Source organism: Rhizobium binae (genome assembly GCF_017357225.1).
Lineage (GTDB): Bacteria > Pseudomonadota > Alphaproteobacteria > Rhizobiales > Rhizobiaceae > Rhizobium > Rhizobium binae.
The window spans coordinates 371354-384603 of sequence record NZ_CP071604.1; the positions used below are offsets into that span (position 1 = coordinate 371354).

At 62.2% G+C, this 13250-nt stretch carries 14 protein-coding genes and 2 pseudogenes; 9 read left to right on the forward strand and 7 right to left on the reverse strand.

Features of this window, described 5'->3' with window-relative positions; translation table 11 throughout:
• Window positions 1–40 precede the first annotated feature (40 nt).
• The 3 genes from gshB to J2J99_RS01825 all read left to right on the forward strand — a co-directional run bounded on the left by gshB (window position 41) and on the right by J2J99_RS01825 (window position 3484).
• A complete protein-coding gene (gene gshB, locus J2J99_RS01815; protein WP_168295368.1) occupies window positions 41–988 on the forward strand; it encodes a glutathione synthase in 948 nt (315 codons plus the stop codon).
• A gap of 177 nt (window positions 989–1165) precedes the next feature.
• Window positions 1166–2698, forward strand: coding sequence for a YifB family Mg chelatase-like AAA ATPase (locus J2J99_RS01820; protein WP_168295367.1), 1533 nt, complete (start codon window positions 1166–1168; stop codon window positions 2696–2698).
• A gap of 282 nt (window positions 2699–2980) precedes the next feature.
• On the forward strand, window positions 2981–3484 hold the full coding sequence (locus J2J99_RS01825; RefSeq protein WP_168295365.1) for a hypothetical protein: 504 nt from the start codon (window positions 2981–2983) through the stop codon (window positions 3482–3484).
• Window positions 3485–3564: 80 nt separating this feature from the next.
• On the opposite strand, the gene cysK is transcribed toward J2J99_RS01825, so the two are convergent.
• From cysK to J2J99_RS01840, 3 genes are all read right to left on the reverse strand, one after another.
• Window positions 3565–4527, reverse strand: coding sequence for a cysteine synthase A (gene cysK / locus J2J99_RS01830; protein WP_168295364.1), 963 nt, complete (start codon window positions 4525–4527; stop codon window positions 3565–3567).
• Between the two features lie 143 nt (window positions 4528–4670).
• Window positions 4671–5288 (reverse strand): LysE family translocator, encoded by a 618-nt coding sequence (locus tag J2J99_RS01835; RefSeq protein WP_168295363.1) that lies wholly within the window; start codon window positions 5286–5288, stop codon window positions 4671–4673.
• 119 nt (window positions 5289–5407) lie between these two features.
• A complete protein-coding gene (locus J2J99_RS01840) occupies window positions 5408–6319 on the reverse strand; it encodes a DMT family transporter (protein ID WP_205918678.1) in 912 nt (303 codons plus the stop codon).
• A gap of 100 nt (window positions 6320–6419) precedes the next feature.
• Between J2J99_RS01840 and J2J99_RS01845 the strand changes: the two genes are divergently transcribed.
• Entirely contained in the window at window positions 6420–6884 is a 465-nt protein-coding gene (locus tag J2J99_RS01845; protein ID WP_168295360.1) for an Lrp/AsnC family transcriptional regulator, read from the forward strand.
• A gap of 13 nt (window positions 6885–6897) precedes the next feature.
• Here the strand turns inward: J2J99_RS01845 and J2J99_RS01850 are convergent, their stop codons facing one another.
• Window positions 6898–7797, reverse strand: coding sequence for a GNAT family N-acetyltransferase (locus tag J2J99_RS01850; RefSeq protein ID WP_168295359.1), 900 nt, complete (start codon window positions 7795–7797; stop codon window positions 6898–6900).
• On the reverse strand, window positions 7797–8267 hold the full coding sequence (gene dut, locus J2J99_RS01855) for a dUTP diphosphatase (protein WP_168295358.1): 471 nt from the start codon (window positions 8265–8267) through the stop codon (window positions 7797–7799). The genes J2J99_RS01850 and dut overlap by 1 nt, the downstream gene beginning before the upstream one ends.
• 90 nt (window positions 8268–8357) lie before the next feature.
• Between dut and J2J99_RS01860 the strand changes: the two genes are divergently transcribed.
• Window positions 8358–9941, forward strand: coding sequence for a peptide chain release factor 3 (locus tag J2J99_RS01860; protein WP_168295357.1), 1584 nt, complete (start codon window positions 8358–8360; stop codon window positions 9939–9941).
• Between the two features lie 33 nt (window positions 9942–9974).
• On the opposite strand, the pseudogene J2J99_RS01865 reads toward J2J99_RS01860, so the two are convergent.
• Window positions 9975–10256, reverse strand: a pseudogene (locus tag J2J99_RS01865) (beta-barrel domain-containing protein); the annotation flags it as partial.
• 101 nt (window positions 10257–10357) lie between these two features.
• Here J2J99_RS01865 and J2J99_RS34665 point away from each other — a divergent pair.
• The 4 genes and pseudogenes from J2J99_RS34665 to J2J99_RS01880 all read left to right on the forward strand — a co-directional run.
• Window positions 10358–10492 (forward strand): annotated as a pseudogene (locus tag J2J99_RS34665) (DUF1236 domain-containing protein); the annotation flags it as partial.
• 382 nt (window positions 10493–10874) lie between these two features.
• Window positions 10875–11141 carry a BON domain-containing protein gene (locus J2J99_RS01870; RefSeq protein WP_168295355.1) on the forward strand — a complete coding sequence of 89 codons (267 nt, stop codon included), beginning with the start codon at window positions 10875–10877 and terminating at the stop codon, window positions 11139–11141.
• Between the two features lie 130 nt (window positions 11142–11271).
• A complete protein-coding gene (locus tag J2J99_RS01875) occupies window positions 11272–11667 on the forward strand; it encodes a DUF1236 domain-containing protein (protein WP_168295354.1) in 396 nt (131 codons plus the stop codon).
• 101 nt (window positions 11668–11768) lie between these two features.
• A complete protein-coding gene (locus J2J99_RS01880) occupies window positions 11769–12542 on the forward strand; it encodes a DUF1236 domain-containing protein (protein WP_168295353.1) in 774 nt (257 codons plus the stop codon).
• A gap of 296 nt (window positions 12543–12838) precedes the next feature.
• Here the strand turns inward: J2J99_RS01880 and J2J99_RS01885 are convergent, their stop codons facing one another.
• Complete coding sequence (locus J2J99_RS01885) at window positions 12839–13240, reverse strand: GFA family protein (RefSeq protein WP_168295352.1); 402 nt, start codon at window positions 13238–13240, stop codon at window positions 12839–12841.
• Between the last annotated feature and the right edge of the window lie 10 nt (window positions 13241–13250).

Sequence of the window (13250 nt, forward strand, 5' to 3'; positions counted from 1 at the left end):
GGCCGACCTACATCTGTCCGGCATTCAGCGAGGGACGGAAATGGCCAAGATCACCAATGTAGCGGTCCAGATGGATCATGTCGCCGGCATCAATATCGCAGGCGATTCCACCTTCGCCATGAGCCTGGAAGCCCAGGCGCGCGGCTACCGCCTGTTCCACTATACCCCTGAACGCCTGAGCTTCCGCGACGGCAAGCTCTTTGCCAGCGTCGAGCCGATGGTGCTGCGCGACGTCAAGGGCGATCATTTCGAGCTCGGCGCGCCCGAGCGCGTCGATCTCTCCACCATGGATGTTGTGCTGCTGCGCCAGGATCCGCCCTTCGACATGGCCTATATCACCTCGACCCATCTGCTCGAGCGCATCCATCCGAAGACGCTCGTCGTCAACGATCCGGCCTGGGTGCGCAATTCGCCGGAGAAGATCTTCGTCACCGAATTTTCCGATCTGATGCCGAAGACGCTGATCACCAAGGACCCGGCCGAAATCCGCCGCTTCCGCGACGAGATGGGCGACATCATCCTGAAGCCGCTCTACGGCAATGGCGGCGCCGGCGTCTTCCACTCCACCCGCGACGACCGCAATCTCTCCTCGCTGCTCGAAATGTTCGGCCAGATGTTCCGCGAGCCCTTCATCGCCCAGCAATATCTGCCCGACGTGCGCAAGGGCGACAAGCGCATCATCCTGGTCGACGGCGAATTCGCCGGCGCCATCAACCGCGTGCCGGCCGAACACGACAGCCGCTCCAACATGCATGTCGGCGGCCGCGCCGAGGCGACCGAGCTGACGCCGCGCGAAAAGGAAATCTGCGAACGCATCGGCCCGGCGCTGAGGGAACGCGGCTTCCTGCTCGTCGGCATCGACGTGATCGGCGACTACATGACCGAGATCAACGTCACCTCGCCGACCGGCATCCGCGAGGTCAAGAAGTTCGGCGGCGCCGATATCGCAGCCCTTCTCTGGGACGCGATCGAGCGCAAGCGCGGCTGAGCCTCCCGGCCGCAGCCGGGGCTGCGGGCATGATCGGATGCAACCGAAGTCAGTTGAGTTGTCCGAATATGTTCCGCGACTGTTCTTGTTTTATTCTTTTTTCCATGCAAGATTGCAACCGCTGGCCCTAAAGGCCGCGGGGCGGTAAGTAAAGTTTGCTGGGCAAGGGGTAGGCGGATGGTCGCGCGTGTCAGTACGGTCGCATTCCAGGGCATAGAAGGCGTGCCGGTCGAGGTCCAGGTCATGATCGCGCCCGGCAAGATCGGCATGCAGATCGTCGGCCTGCCCGACAAGGCGGTGGCCGAAAGCCGCGAGCGGGTGCAGGCCGCTCTTCACGCCTCCGGCCTGGCGCTGCCGGCCAAGCGGGTGACGGTCAATCTGGCGCCGGCGGATTTGCCGAAGGAAGGCTCGCATTTCGATCTGCCGATCGCCCTCGCCTTGATGGCGGCGCTCGGCGCCATTCCCGCCGATGCGCTGTCGGATTATGTCGTCGTCGGCGAGCTCAATCTCGACGGCACGATCGCCGCCATCGCAGGCGCGCTACCGGCCGCGATCGGCGCCAATGCGCTCGGCAAGGGGCTGATCTGCCCGGCCGAAAGCGGCGCCGAAGCCGCCTGGGCCGGCGCCGAGGTCAATATCCTCGCTCCCCGCAGCCTGATCGCCCTTGCCAATCATTTCCGCGGCACCCAGGTTCTGTCGAGGCCCGAGCCGTCGATCCGCGCCAATGCCGCCAACCTGCCGGATCTTGCCGAGATCAAGGGACAGGAAAGCGCCAAGCGCGCCCTCGAAGTGGCGGCGGCCGGCGGCCACAATCTCTTGATGGTCGGCCCTCCCGGCTCCGGCAAGTCGATGCTTGCAGCAAGGCTGCCGTCGATCCTGCCGCCGCTTTCGGCGGCCGAATTGCTCGAAGTCTCGATGGTGCATTCGATCGCCGGTGAGCTCTCCGGCGGCAAGCTCTCCGACCGCCGGCCCTTCCGCACGCCGCATCATTCCGCCACTATGGCGGCCCTTGTCGGCGGCGGTCTGCGCGCCCGTCCCGGCGAAGCCTCGCTTGCCCATCACGGCGTGCTCTTCCTCGACGAATTTCCCGAGTTCACGCCGCAGGCGCTGGACGCTCTGCGCCAGCCGCTCGAAGGCGGCGAATGCGTCATTGCCCGGGCCAATCACCGCGTCTCCTACCCGGCGAAATTCCAGTTGATCGCGGCGATGAACCCCTGCCGCTGCGGCATGGCCGGCGAGCCGGGCCACACCTGCGCCCGCGGCCCGCGCTGCATGAGCGACTATCAGGCCCGCATCTCCGGCCCGCTGATCGACCGCATCGATATCCGCATCGACGTGCCCGCCGTCTCCGCCGCCGATCTCATCCGGCCGATGGCCGCTGAGGCGAGCGCCGACGTCGCCCGCCGCGTCTCCCGCGCCCGCGAACTCCAGCAGCAGCGTTTCGAGGCCGCCGGCGCCAAAGGCATCGGCACCAATGCCCGCTGCTCCACCGCCATGATCGAGAAGTTCGCCGAACCCGACACCGCGGGCCTGCAGCTCCTGCGCGACGCCGCCGAAAAAATGAAATTCTCCGCCCGCGGCTACCACCGCGTCCTCAAGGTCGCCCGCACGCTCGCCGATCTCGACGACAAACCGACGGTCGGCCGCCTGCATCTGGCTGAGGCGATCTCCTACCGGATAGCAGGGGAGAGGTTGACGGCGGCGGCCTAAGAAAAAGGGCGGGTGCGTGAAGATATTTTGACGCATTGGTCGCCAGGGCCCTCACCACTTCGCCGATCGCGCTGGCGCTGATGGCCGTTCTCAGCGAAATTCTTGCTGCCTCGGACGATTAAGCATTCCCCTGTGCTGCTTATCCGTTAGGGGTAACGGCCTCTCCTCACTTCGTCGCTCTTTACAATATTAGCTTCGACTGAAAAATTTCGAGAAGGATTTCGGTCCGTTCGACATAGTCGATCGGAGGTCACGGATGAGAAGCCTCTACCGGGAATGCCCATGAGTAATGAATATCCGGGCTCAAACGCCAACGCCTTGGAAGTTTTAGACTTGGCGAACGCCTACTTTCTCGCTTCCAAATGCCTGTTCAGTGAGAGTCACAGGCATGTTGCGCTATCCATGGCACCTGCTCGGATGTGCGCCATTCACGCTATTGAGCTCTACTTGAATGCCTTCCTGCGCCATGAGGGCGTTGCTCCAGAGGAAATACGAAAGCGGATGCACAACCTCGTTGATCAAAGGTTCGTTGCTCAACTTCAGCTGAGAAAGAAGACCGCACTGCATCTACAGGCAATGACGGCAAAGCGTGAGTACTTCATCTCGCGATATGCTCCGGAGCAGGCCAGAGAGCACACTGAGCTGAATCGTTTAGCTGCGACGCTGGTGGAAGTCATGGTGAAGGTTGGCAAATACTTGCATTCAACGAGCCCAGGTGGGACGTCGACGATCATTATTACGGACTACCACAGAACTCTCGTCCCACTTCGATTGGGATGCAGGTGACGGCACAACAGAAAGGGCGCCGAAGCGCCCCGCTATTCTCCGAAGGCGGAAGGTTAGGAAAGGCCCGGCCACAGCCATCTTTAGCTCCCCAGCCCTTCAAAAAGCGCCGTGGACAAATAACGCTCGGCAAAAGACGGGATGATCACGACGATGTTCTTGCCGGCATTCTCCGGCCGGCTGCCGACTTTGATCGCAGCGGTCAGCGCTGCACCCGAGGAGATGCCGACCGGCACGCCTTCGAGCCGGGCGACGAGGCGCGCCTGCTCGAAGGCCTCGTCGTTGGTCACGGTGACGACCTCGTCGTAGATGCCGGTATCGAGGATTTTCGGGGCGAAGCCGGCGCCGATGCCCTGGATCTTGTGCGGGCCGGGATTGCCGCCTGAGAGAATGGGTGAATCGGCGGGCTCGACGGCGATGATCTGGATTTCGGGCTTGTGGCTTTTCAGCACCTGGCCGACGCCGGTGATGGTGCCGCCGGTGCCGATGCCGGAGACCAGGATGTCGACCGTGCCGTCGGTGTCGTTCCAGATTTCCTCGGCGGTCGTCTTGCGGTGGATTTCGGGATTGGCCGGGTTCTCGAACTGCTGCGGAATGACGGCGTCGGGAAGCGATTCCGCCAGTTCCTCGGCCTTGGCGATCGCGCCCTTCATGCCCTTCGGTCCCTCGGTCAGCACCAGTTCGGCGCCGAGCAGCGCCAGCATCTTGCGGCGCTCGACCGACATGGTTTCCGGCATGGTGAGGATCAGCCGATAACCCTTGGCGGCGGCGGCAAAGGCGAGCGCGATGCCGGTGTTGCCGGAGGTCGGCTCGATCAGCACGGACTTGCCGGGGGTGATCTTGCCCTGTGCTTCGAGGCTTTCGATCATCGCCACGCCGATGCGGTCCTTGACCGATGCGATCGGATTGAAAAATTCGAGCTTGCCGATCAGGTTGGCCACCACGCCCTTTTCCCGCGCCAGCTTGTCGAAGCGCACGAGCGGCGTGTTGCCGATGGTCTCGGTGATCGAGGAATAGATGCGGCCGCGGCCGGGCTTGTGCGACATGGATGCCTCCCTTTGGACTTCGGTCTCTGAAATCGAAAGGAGAATAGGGGCAAAGGCCGAATGAGGCCAGCCCGCGTTGATGCCGGCGGAGCCGGCCGCGGAGAAAAAAAGCTTTGAAAACCGTTTCTTGGCGGATGTTTATTTCAGGCCGCCCGCGTGGCGATGAAGGCGGCGGTACCCGCCAGGATGCCGGCCGCAACCCGGTTCAGCGCCTGCAGGGCGCGCGGCTGTTTCAACATCGTGCGGGCCCGCGAGGCGAGCAGCATATAGGGTACGAGCACGGCAATCAGCACGACGAAGGTGACGGCGAGCAGCAGCGCATAGTCGCGCAAGCCGATATTGCCGATATCGATCAGCGTCGGCGCCAGCGCGACATAGAACAGCATTGTCTTCGGATTGCCGAGCGTCACCAGCAGGCCGGACAGGAAGGACAGGCCGATATTGCTGGATTTCTTCGCCGCGATATCCTGCGGCAGCAGCCCCGCCGTCCAGAGTTTCCAGGCGATATAGGCGAGATAGAGGGCGCCGGCGATCTTGATCGCGATGAACACCTCGGTAAAGGTCTGCGCCACGAAGGCAAGGCCGAGGATGACGGCGGTGAGATAGGTCATGTCGCCGAGCACCAGGCCGAGACCCATGAAGAAGGTCTCGCGGAAATTCGAGCCCAGCGCGCGGGCGACGATCGCGGTAATCCCGGGTCCGGGAATGGCGGCTGCAATGAACAGCGCTCCGGCATAGGCAAGCAAGGCGGCAAGGCTCATGTGTGGGCTCCCTCTTCCGCGTAGTTTTATATCCGCCGAGCCATGCCATCAATCGACCGGCGTTGATGGGTCCATCACCAGAAGAAATGCCTGCCGCATCCGTGCCCGCCTGCCTCGCGTCAGCCCTGAAGCGCCCGCGGCCGCAGCCAGCGCGGCGTCCAGCCGAGGTTCATGCCGGCGGCAGCCAAGAGAATGATGGCGGCGCCTGCGATCTGCATCGGTTGCAGCGCGTGGCCGAAGGCCAGCCCGTCGACGAGGATCGCGGCGATCGGATAGAGGAAGGACAAGGCCCCGGTCAGATGCGTCGGCAGCCGCTGGATCGCGCCGTAGAGCAGCACATACATCAGCCCGGTATGGACGACGCCGATGGAAACGAGGATCGCCCAGCTTCCGGCATCCTGAGGTGACTGCGAAAAATCCGTCATCGGCGCCAGCATCAGCATGCCGGTTGCGACCTGGATCAGTGCGATCAGATGCGGCGGCGTGCCCTTCAGCCATTTCGCGGCAAGCGCTGCCAGCGCATAGAAGAAGGCGGCGCCGAGTGCCATCAGAATGCCGAGACCGTAGCCATCCGATGCTCCGCCCGCCTGGGGTTTCCCCTCGACGATCGCCATCATGCCGGCAAAGGCGAGCGTCAGCCAGAACAGCTTGGTGGCGGTGATCTTCTCGCCGAGAAACAGCGCCCCGAGCACCAGCAGCATGAAGGGCTGGGTGTTGTAGACGGTGGTGGCGATCGAGATCGTCGCATGCGAGTAGGAGGCGAAGAGCAGCAGCCAGTTGACGACGATGGCGATGCCGCCGAAGACGGCAATGGTGAAGGCGCGCAGCGTGATGATGCCGGGCCGCAGCAGCCCGAGAGCGCCGCAGATGACAAGCAGGGTGAGCGCGCCGAACAGGCAGCGCCAGAAAACCACGCCGCTGACCGGCTGCCCCGACATGACGACGAACCAGCCGATCGTCCCCGAGATCAGCATCGCTGCCGTCATTTCCACCGTGCCTCTTCTGATGTCGCCGCTCATGATCGCCTCCATTTTTGCTGCGGTGATAATATTGCGGCTGCAGGCGAAATTATATAATAATAGGAATCAACTTTCTCGACATAGCCTAATAATAAAAGGAAAAGAAACGCTAATGCCTAACGATTTCCAGATGCTTGATGAAATCGATCAGGCCATTCTCGAAGCGCTGGCCGGCAATGCCCGCATCTCGCTGAAGGAGCTGGCGCAGCAGGTGGGGCTTTCCTCGCCGAGTGCAGCCGAGCGTCTGCGCCGGCTGGAGGAGCGCCGCGTCATCAAGGCCTTCACCATCGATCTCGATCCTGCCGCGGTCGGCTATCCCCTCCAGGCGATCGTCCGTGTACGGCCGCTGCCGGGGCAGTTGCATATCGTCGAGCGCCTCATTCAGGAAATTCCCGAGATCGTCGAATGCGACAAGGTGACCGGTGAGGATTGTTTTATTGCCCGCCTGGTCATCCGCTCGATGGCGGAACTCGACGGCCTCCTGGACAGGGTCGCCGAACGCGCCGAAACCAACACCGCGATGATCAAAGCCTCGCCGGTCAAGCGGCGTCTGCCGCCGCTTTCGCGCGGTAAGTAAATCGCGAAACGGGTCAGAAATCCGCCATCGGCGAGAGCATCGCCGGAAAATGCTGGGCATCGTCGCCGAGCCCGCGCAGCATCAGCACCGTGCCGCTTTCATACGGCTGCGGAGCGCCCGTCCAGCCGAGCTTGTCGGGACGGAAGAGCACCTCGACGGCGGCCGAGGCAATGTCGAGCCCGCCGAGGATTTCTGCCAGTGTCGGCATCTCCGCCGCTACGATGTCGAGAAGACTGAAGCGGCCCGCCGCATCCGTCTTCCAGGCGATGGCTGCTCCCCGGTCTTCCAGGAAGCTGACGCGCACATCGGGATCGAGCTGCGTGTTGATGAGAAACATTGCCGCATTGGCTGTCACCGCGAGCGATGTCGAAACCGGGCTCCGTCGTTCCAGCAGCGATTGCAGCAGGGCAAGATCATCCGCGTCGGTCGGCACAAGCAGCCGAGCGGGGCCGGCGAAAGGAGAGGGCGCAGGGGCCGCTCCTTCGTATCGATGCTGCACGATCGCCCGAAAACCGTAGGTCTCGTAGAGCGACGGCTTGTCGGTATAGAGGATGACGGCTTCGAAACCCTGCCGCTCGCACCAGTCGAGCGCCTTCACCGTCAGGTCACGGTAGAGCCCGCGCCCGCGCCATGGCGGACGCACGGCGCCCGATTGCAGCCCGGCGGCATGGACGATCCGGCCATTGAGGACGAAGGGCAGTGCAAAAGCCGAGAGATTGGCCGCAAGCTCGCCCTCGGCATCGAACCAGCCGAACGGCATGCTGGTGAGATCGGGACCGCCAAGCCGCTGCTGCGGACCGATATCGATGCTGAAAATATCCCGGAGCAGGCGGACAAGCGCAGCCCAGCCGGCGGGATCGCCGAAATACTCCTGTCGGAAGGTGAGGCCTGCGCTGTCGAGGCGCTTCCTCATTACACGCCAGTGGAGCCGAAGCCGCCGGCACCGCGCGCCGTTTCGCTTGCCGCTGTGATCTCGGCCACCCGTGCCTGGGTCACCGGCGCGATCACCATCTGGGCGATGCGCATGCCGCGCTCGATGGTGAAGGCTTCTGCGCCGAGATTGGCGAGCAGCACCTTCACCTCGCCGCGATAGTCGCTGTCGACGGTGCCGGGCGAATTGAGGCAGGTGATGCCGTGTTTCAAGGCAAGGCCGGAGCGCGGCCGCACCTGGCCTTCGAACCCCTCCGGGATTTCGAAGATGAAGCCCGTCGGCACCAGCGCCCGTTTGCCGGGCAGAAGCGTCAGCGGCGCATCCGCGTCGACGGCGGCGCGCAGGTCGATGCCGGCCGCTCCCTTGCTTTCATAGGCGGGCAGGTCGAGGCCTTCGCCATTGGCCAGGCGGATGAGGTTCAGCGTCGGGCGCGTGTCGTGATGAATGGTCATGGCCCATTACTTTGCGCAGTGAAGGCCGGGGTCAATTGCAATCTCGGCCTTTAATCGCTAGATACGCCGCAATTCCACAGGATTCACACCATGGCCGAAAGTCTCGCCGAGGCGGTCTCCCGCCGCCGCACATTCGCTATTATCGCCCACCCTGACGCCGGTAAGACGACGCTCACCGAAAAGCTGCTGCTGTTCGGCGGCGCCATCCAGCTTGCCGGCGAAGTCAAGGCGAAGAAGGACCGCATGCAGACGCGCTCCGACTGGATGAAGATCGAGCGCGAACGCGGCATTTCCGTCGTCACCTCGGTGATGACCTTCGAATATAACGACAATGTCTTCAACATCCTCGACACACCCGGCCACGAGGATTTCGCCGACGACACCTATCGCACGCTCACCGCCGTCGATGCCGCGGTCATGGTCATCGACGCCGCCAAGGGTATCGAGCCGCGGACGCTGAAGCTCTTCGAAGTCTGCCGCATGCGCGACATCCCGATCATCACCTTCATCAACAAGATGGATAGGGAAAGCCGCGATCCTTTCGAGATCCTCGACGAGGTGGAGGAGAAGCTTGCGCTGGATACGGCGCCGATCACCTGGCCGATCGGCCGTTCGAAGACCTTCTGCGGCTCCTATCATCTGGCGAACAGCACCGCCCGTGGTTCCGACACCGAGGTCGAGACGACGCCGGTCAATGGCCCGCAGGCGGTCGCCGACAGGCTGCCGGAAAATGAGCGGCAGGCGTTTATCGACGAGACCGAGCTTGCGATCGAAGCCTGCCGCCCCTTCGACCGCGAGTCTTTTCTCGAAGGCCATATGACGCCCGTCTTCTTCGGCTCGGCGCTGCGCAATTACGGTGTTCGCGATCTCATCAATGCACTCGGACAATTTGCGCCGCCGCCGCGTGACCAAGTGGCCGATACCAGGACGGTGCATGCGACCGACGACAAGATGACGGCCTTCGTCTTCAAGATTCAGGCCAACATGGATCCCAACCACCGCGACCGCATCGCTTTTGCCCGCATCTGCTCCGGCAAGCTCGAACGCGGCATGAAGGCGCGGCTCGCCCGTACCGGCAAGCAGCTCGGCCTGACGGCGCCGCAATTCTTCTTCGCCTCGCAGCGCCAGCTCGCCGACACCGCCTATGCCGGCGATGTCGTCGGCATCCCCAATCACGGGACGCTGCGCATCGGCGACACGCTGACCGAAGGCGAATCGCTGGTCTTCCAGGGCGTGCCGAACTTCTCGCCGGAGATCTTGCGCCGCGTGCGCCTGGAAGACGCGATGAAGGCGAAGAAGCTCAAGGAAGCCCTGCAGCAGATGGCCGAGGAAGGCGTCGTCCAGCTGTTCTCGCCGGAAGACGGCTCGCCGGCGATCGTCGGCGTCGTCGGCGCCCTCCAGCTCGACGTCCTGAAGGAGCGGCTGATGGCCGAATACGGCCTGCCGGTCTCCTTCGAAATGTCCCGCTTCTCCGTCTGCCGCTGGATCTCGGCCGATCAGCCGGCCGATCTGGAAAAGTTCCTCACCGTCAAACGCGGCGATATCGCCCGCGATCTCGACGGCGATCCCGTCTTCCTCGCCCAGGACGCCTTCTCATTGCGTTACGAGGCGGAGCGTTACCCGGCAATCAAGATGGTCGCCATCAAGGAATATCACGCCGCCAAGGCGGCGTGATTGGGGTTCTTGGAAGCGTGGGCGTTGCGGTAATTTTTCCCGCATCGCCCGGCGAAAGTTTTGTGTGATCGGCTCGGCCGGATAAGAAAGCACGGTTCGGGCACCGGTCCGGATCATCGTCTCGCTCGACATGCCGGGCAGGAGTTTGCCGCCTTCCAGCTTGGAAAGTTCGCTCTGGTCGATCAAAACGGTCGCGGCGAAACAAGGAGCGCAGCTGCGCTCCTCCACCATCATGTCGGCCGATACGATCTCCACGACGCCGTCGAGCAGCGGCAGGTTGTAGCGGGCAAAGGCCGGGAAACTGACGCGCGCCGGCTATCCGGGAGCGACATGCCCGCAGGCATTCCGTGTAGCGGAGGAACCATATCCTATCGGTAGCGCTCTGCCGGGACACTCAAGATCCCTCGGAGGATAACATAAAAATACTGGTCATCTCTGCCGTATCGGTGTTTCTATCACTTGGGGGAGTTGCGGTCGCGCAGACTGCGACGCTTGTCGTTCCTGGCGAGGTCAAAACCTATGTCATGAACCAGGAAACGCCATCCGTCACTGTCGGCCATACCGCGACAAGGGCTCCGGCAACCTTGCCAAGCGATCGGATCAACCATTCTTTTCTTGACCGCTCGTTGCAAGCATAGGAAGGGCGAAGCTTCGCTTCTATGCCAATCCACTATCCAATCGTTTGCATGAAGAGCCCCTTTACTCTCAAAAAGCGACGCCCGACATGGGTCGACAACGCTTCACCAGCGAAGTTCTGACTGAATACGGCAACATCGCTAAAACCTCTGTCCTTTCAGCAGGGATGAGGAAACCTAGCCTGATCGTGCCGACGGAAAGACGGACCTAAGTCGGACTGGCCGTCTCAGGACGGGCTGCGCATATACTGATTCAAATAACGTGAAGGTCCGCGGAGGGGTGTATCAGGAGGAGGATATGAAGTTCGGCGCCAACAATCATGAGGAGCGTTGCTCGGAAGGTCATCGCTCTGCCTCGATCATCGCAACGATCAAAGCAGCCCTTTCTGCCGATCCGGACATCGACAGCAGCGCCATCGAGATCAGGATGCTCGGCCCTGTCGTACTACTCGAAGGCTATATCACAAAAGCCGCAGACCGTGACAGAGTCATCTCGGTTGCCGCGCTGATCGTGGGCGGGGAGAACGTCCACGACCGGATGCTAAGCCGCTTCCCGACGCAGTAATGGACTGTACTTGCGGGCTAGGACTAAAGTCCGACAACGTCCACGGCACGAAGTCCCGGTGCCGGAACACTTGTTCCGGTTTCAGGTTTGACCCTCCAGCGGAATCAACCGCATCAAAGGAGGAAAACACATGGATATCAAAGCAGTAGGAATTGCCGCTAGTCTTCTATTGGCATCGACGTCTGCCTTCGCTCAGTCATCTACGGTGACTGGTGCTGCAGGTGGCGCTGCAGCGGGTGCAGTTGTCGGCGGCCCGGTGGGCGCGGCGGTTGGCGGCATTGTCGGCGGTGTTGCGGGCAGCGTCATCGATCCGCCGCCGCAGAAGGTCGTCACCTATGTTCAACAGGCTCCCGCCCCGACCAAGCGCGTCGTCGTGAAGGAAAAGGTCGTCGTCGGACAGCCTCTGCCGGAGACCGTCGTCGTGACGCCGGTTCCCGATGATCCGAAATATGCATACGCGATCGTCAACGATGAGCGTGTGATCGTCGAACCTTCCTCCCGGAAGGTGATCCAGGTCCTTCAGTGACCGAAGGGCAGCTCCCGCCGCCCCTTCCAAATAATCAGGGCATGCATGTGGCGCATTGGAATGCGGACTGCAGGGCGTGTTCGAACGTTGGAGAATGAATTATGAAAAGCAACCATTTTGCCATGCTCGTGGCAGCACTGTCACTCAGCGTATCGCCGCTGGCGACACTGCCGGCTGTAGCCCAGCAGGACACCAAGAGCGGCAATCAAGCCCAATCCGGTTCCCAGAGCACGGACTCCGGTTCGCAGGCGGGCTCCGGCAAGACCGGCACCGACTGCACCCCCGACGCTTCGGGAGCCTGCCCACAGGGCAAGGCTCAGTCATCGCAGCAGAAGTCCGGCAGTTCGGACACCCAGAAGAGCGCCGAGCAGCCTTCAACCGATAGCTCGACGAGCGGAACTGCCTCCGGCAAGGCTTCAACGGAAACTAAACCCGGATCGCAAGACGCCGGCGGTGGCACCACCACCGAACAGAAGCCCGCCGCCAAATCTGGCAGCACCGATACCAGCGGCGGGGCCACCTCAGGCGCAAAAAGCACCACCACGCAGGGCGGCGATGCGACGAAGCAGTCGACCGACCAGAATGCGACGACAAACAAGAGCTCGTCCGAAACCAACGTCAACATCTCGGTCGAACAGCAGACCGAAATTCGGTCGGTGGTGAAGGAGGTCCATGTAGCGCCGGTGAAGGAGGTTGACTTCACGGTCTCCCTCGGGGTGAAAATCCCGAAGAAGGTGCGGCTCGAACCACTGCCGCCGCGCATCGTGAAGATCGTTCCGCAGTATGAAGGCTATCGCTTCTTCATCCTTGCGGATGGCCGGATCGTTATCGTCGATCCGAATGCTTTGACGATCGTCTACATTATCGAGGCCTGACGCCCGGGTCTTGGCGGCGTTTGCCGATCGACATCTTGCCTCGCTCCATGTCGAGGCAGCCGGCCAACAAGCAAAATGCCCCGCAAATTGCGGGGCATTTTGCACTACCCGTGCCGCCGGCCGGAGGGACTCGACAACGTAGAATAGGATGACATGGTTCAAAGATGGTCAATTAGCTCTGAGTTACTAACCTTATTGCGAAACTTCTCTCGCGCTGAGATCAACTCGATGGATAACCTTAGACCCCAGCGTTCCTTGCCGGTTATAGTTGGGCCCTCGCAACCTCCTTCGGCTAGCTAGTCCTCGCCATCAAACCGCGGCAGCGGCTGAATATTTTCCGCCCAGGCCAGAGCCGACCGGCACCATATCTGTTTCTTTGGCGTCAGGTCCCGCCGCTGGTCGATGCTGCCGAGACGGATACCGATCGAGCCGCCTTCGCCATCGGTGCGATAGAGCGGTGATCCGCAATTCGCACAGAAGAATTGCCGGCTGAGGGCGCCGCTGTCGCCATGTTTCGCATAGCTGCGCGGTTCACCCGAAATAAGCGTGAAGCTTTCCGGTTGCGCCGGCGCGGTGACGCGGTAGGCCGAGCCCGTCAGCCGCTGGCAATCGGTGCAATGGCAGATCGAAACCCGCTCCGCGTCGATTTCCGCCTGATAGCGGATCGCGCCGCAATGGCATCCTCCGGTGATTTGCATCGGCAAGTCC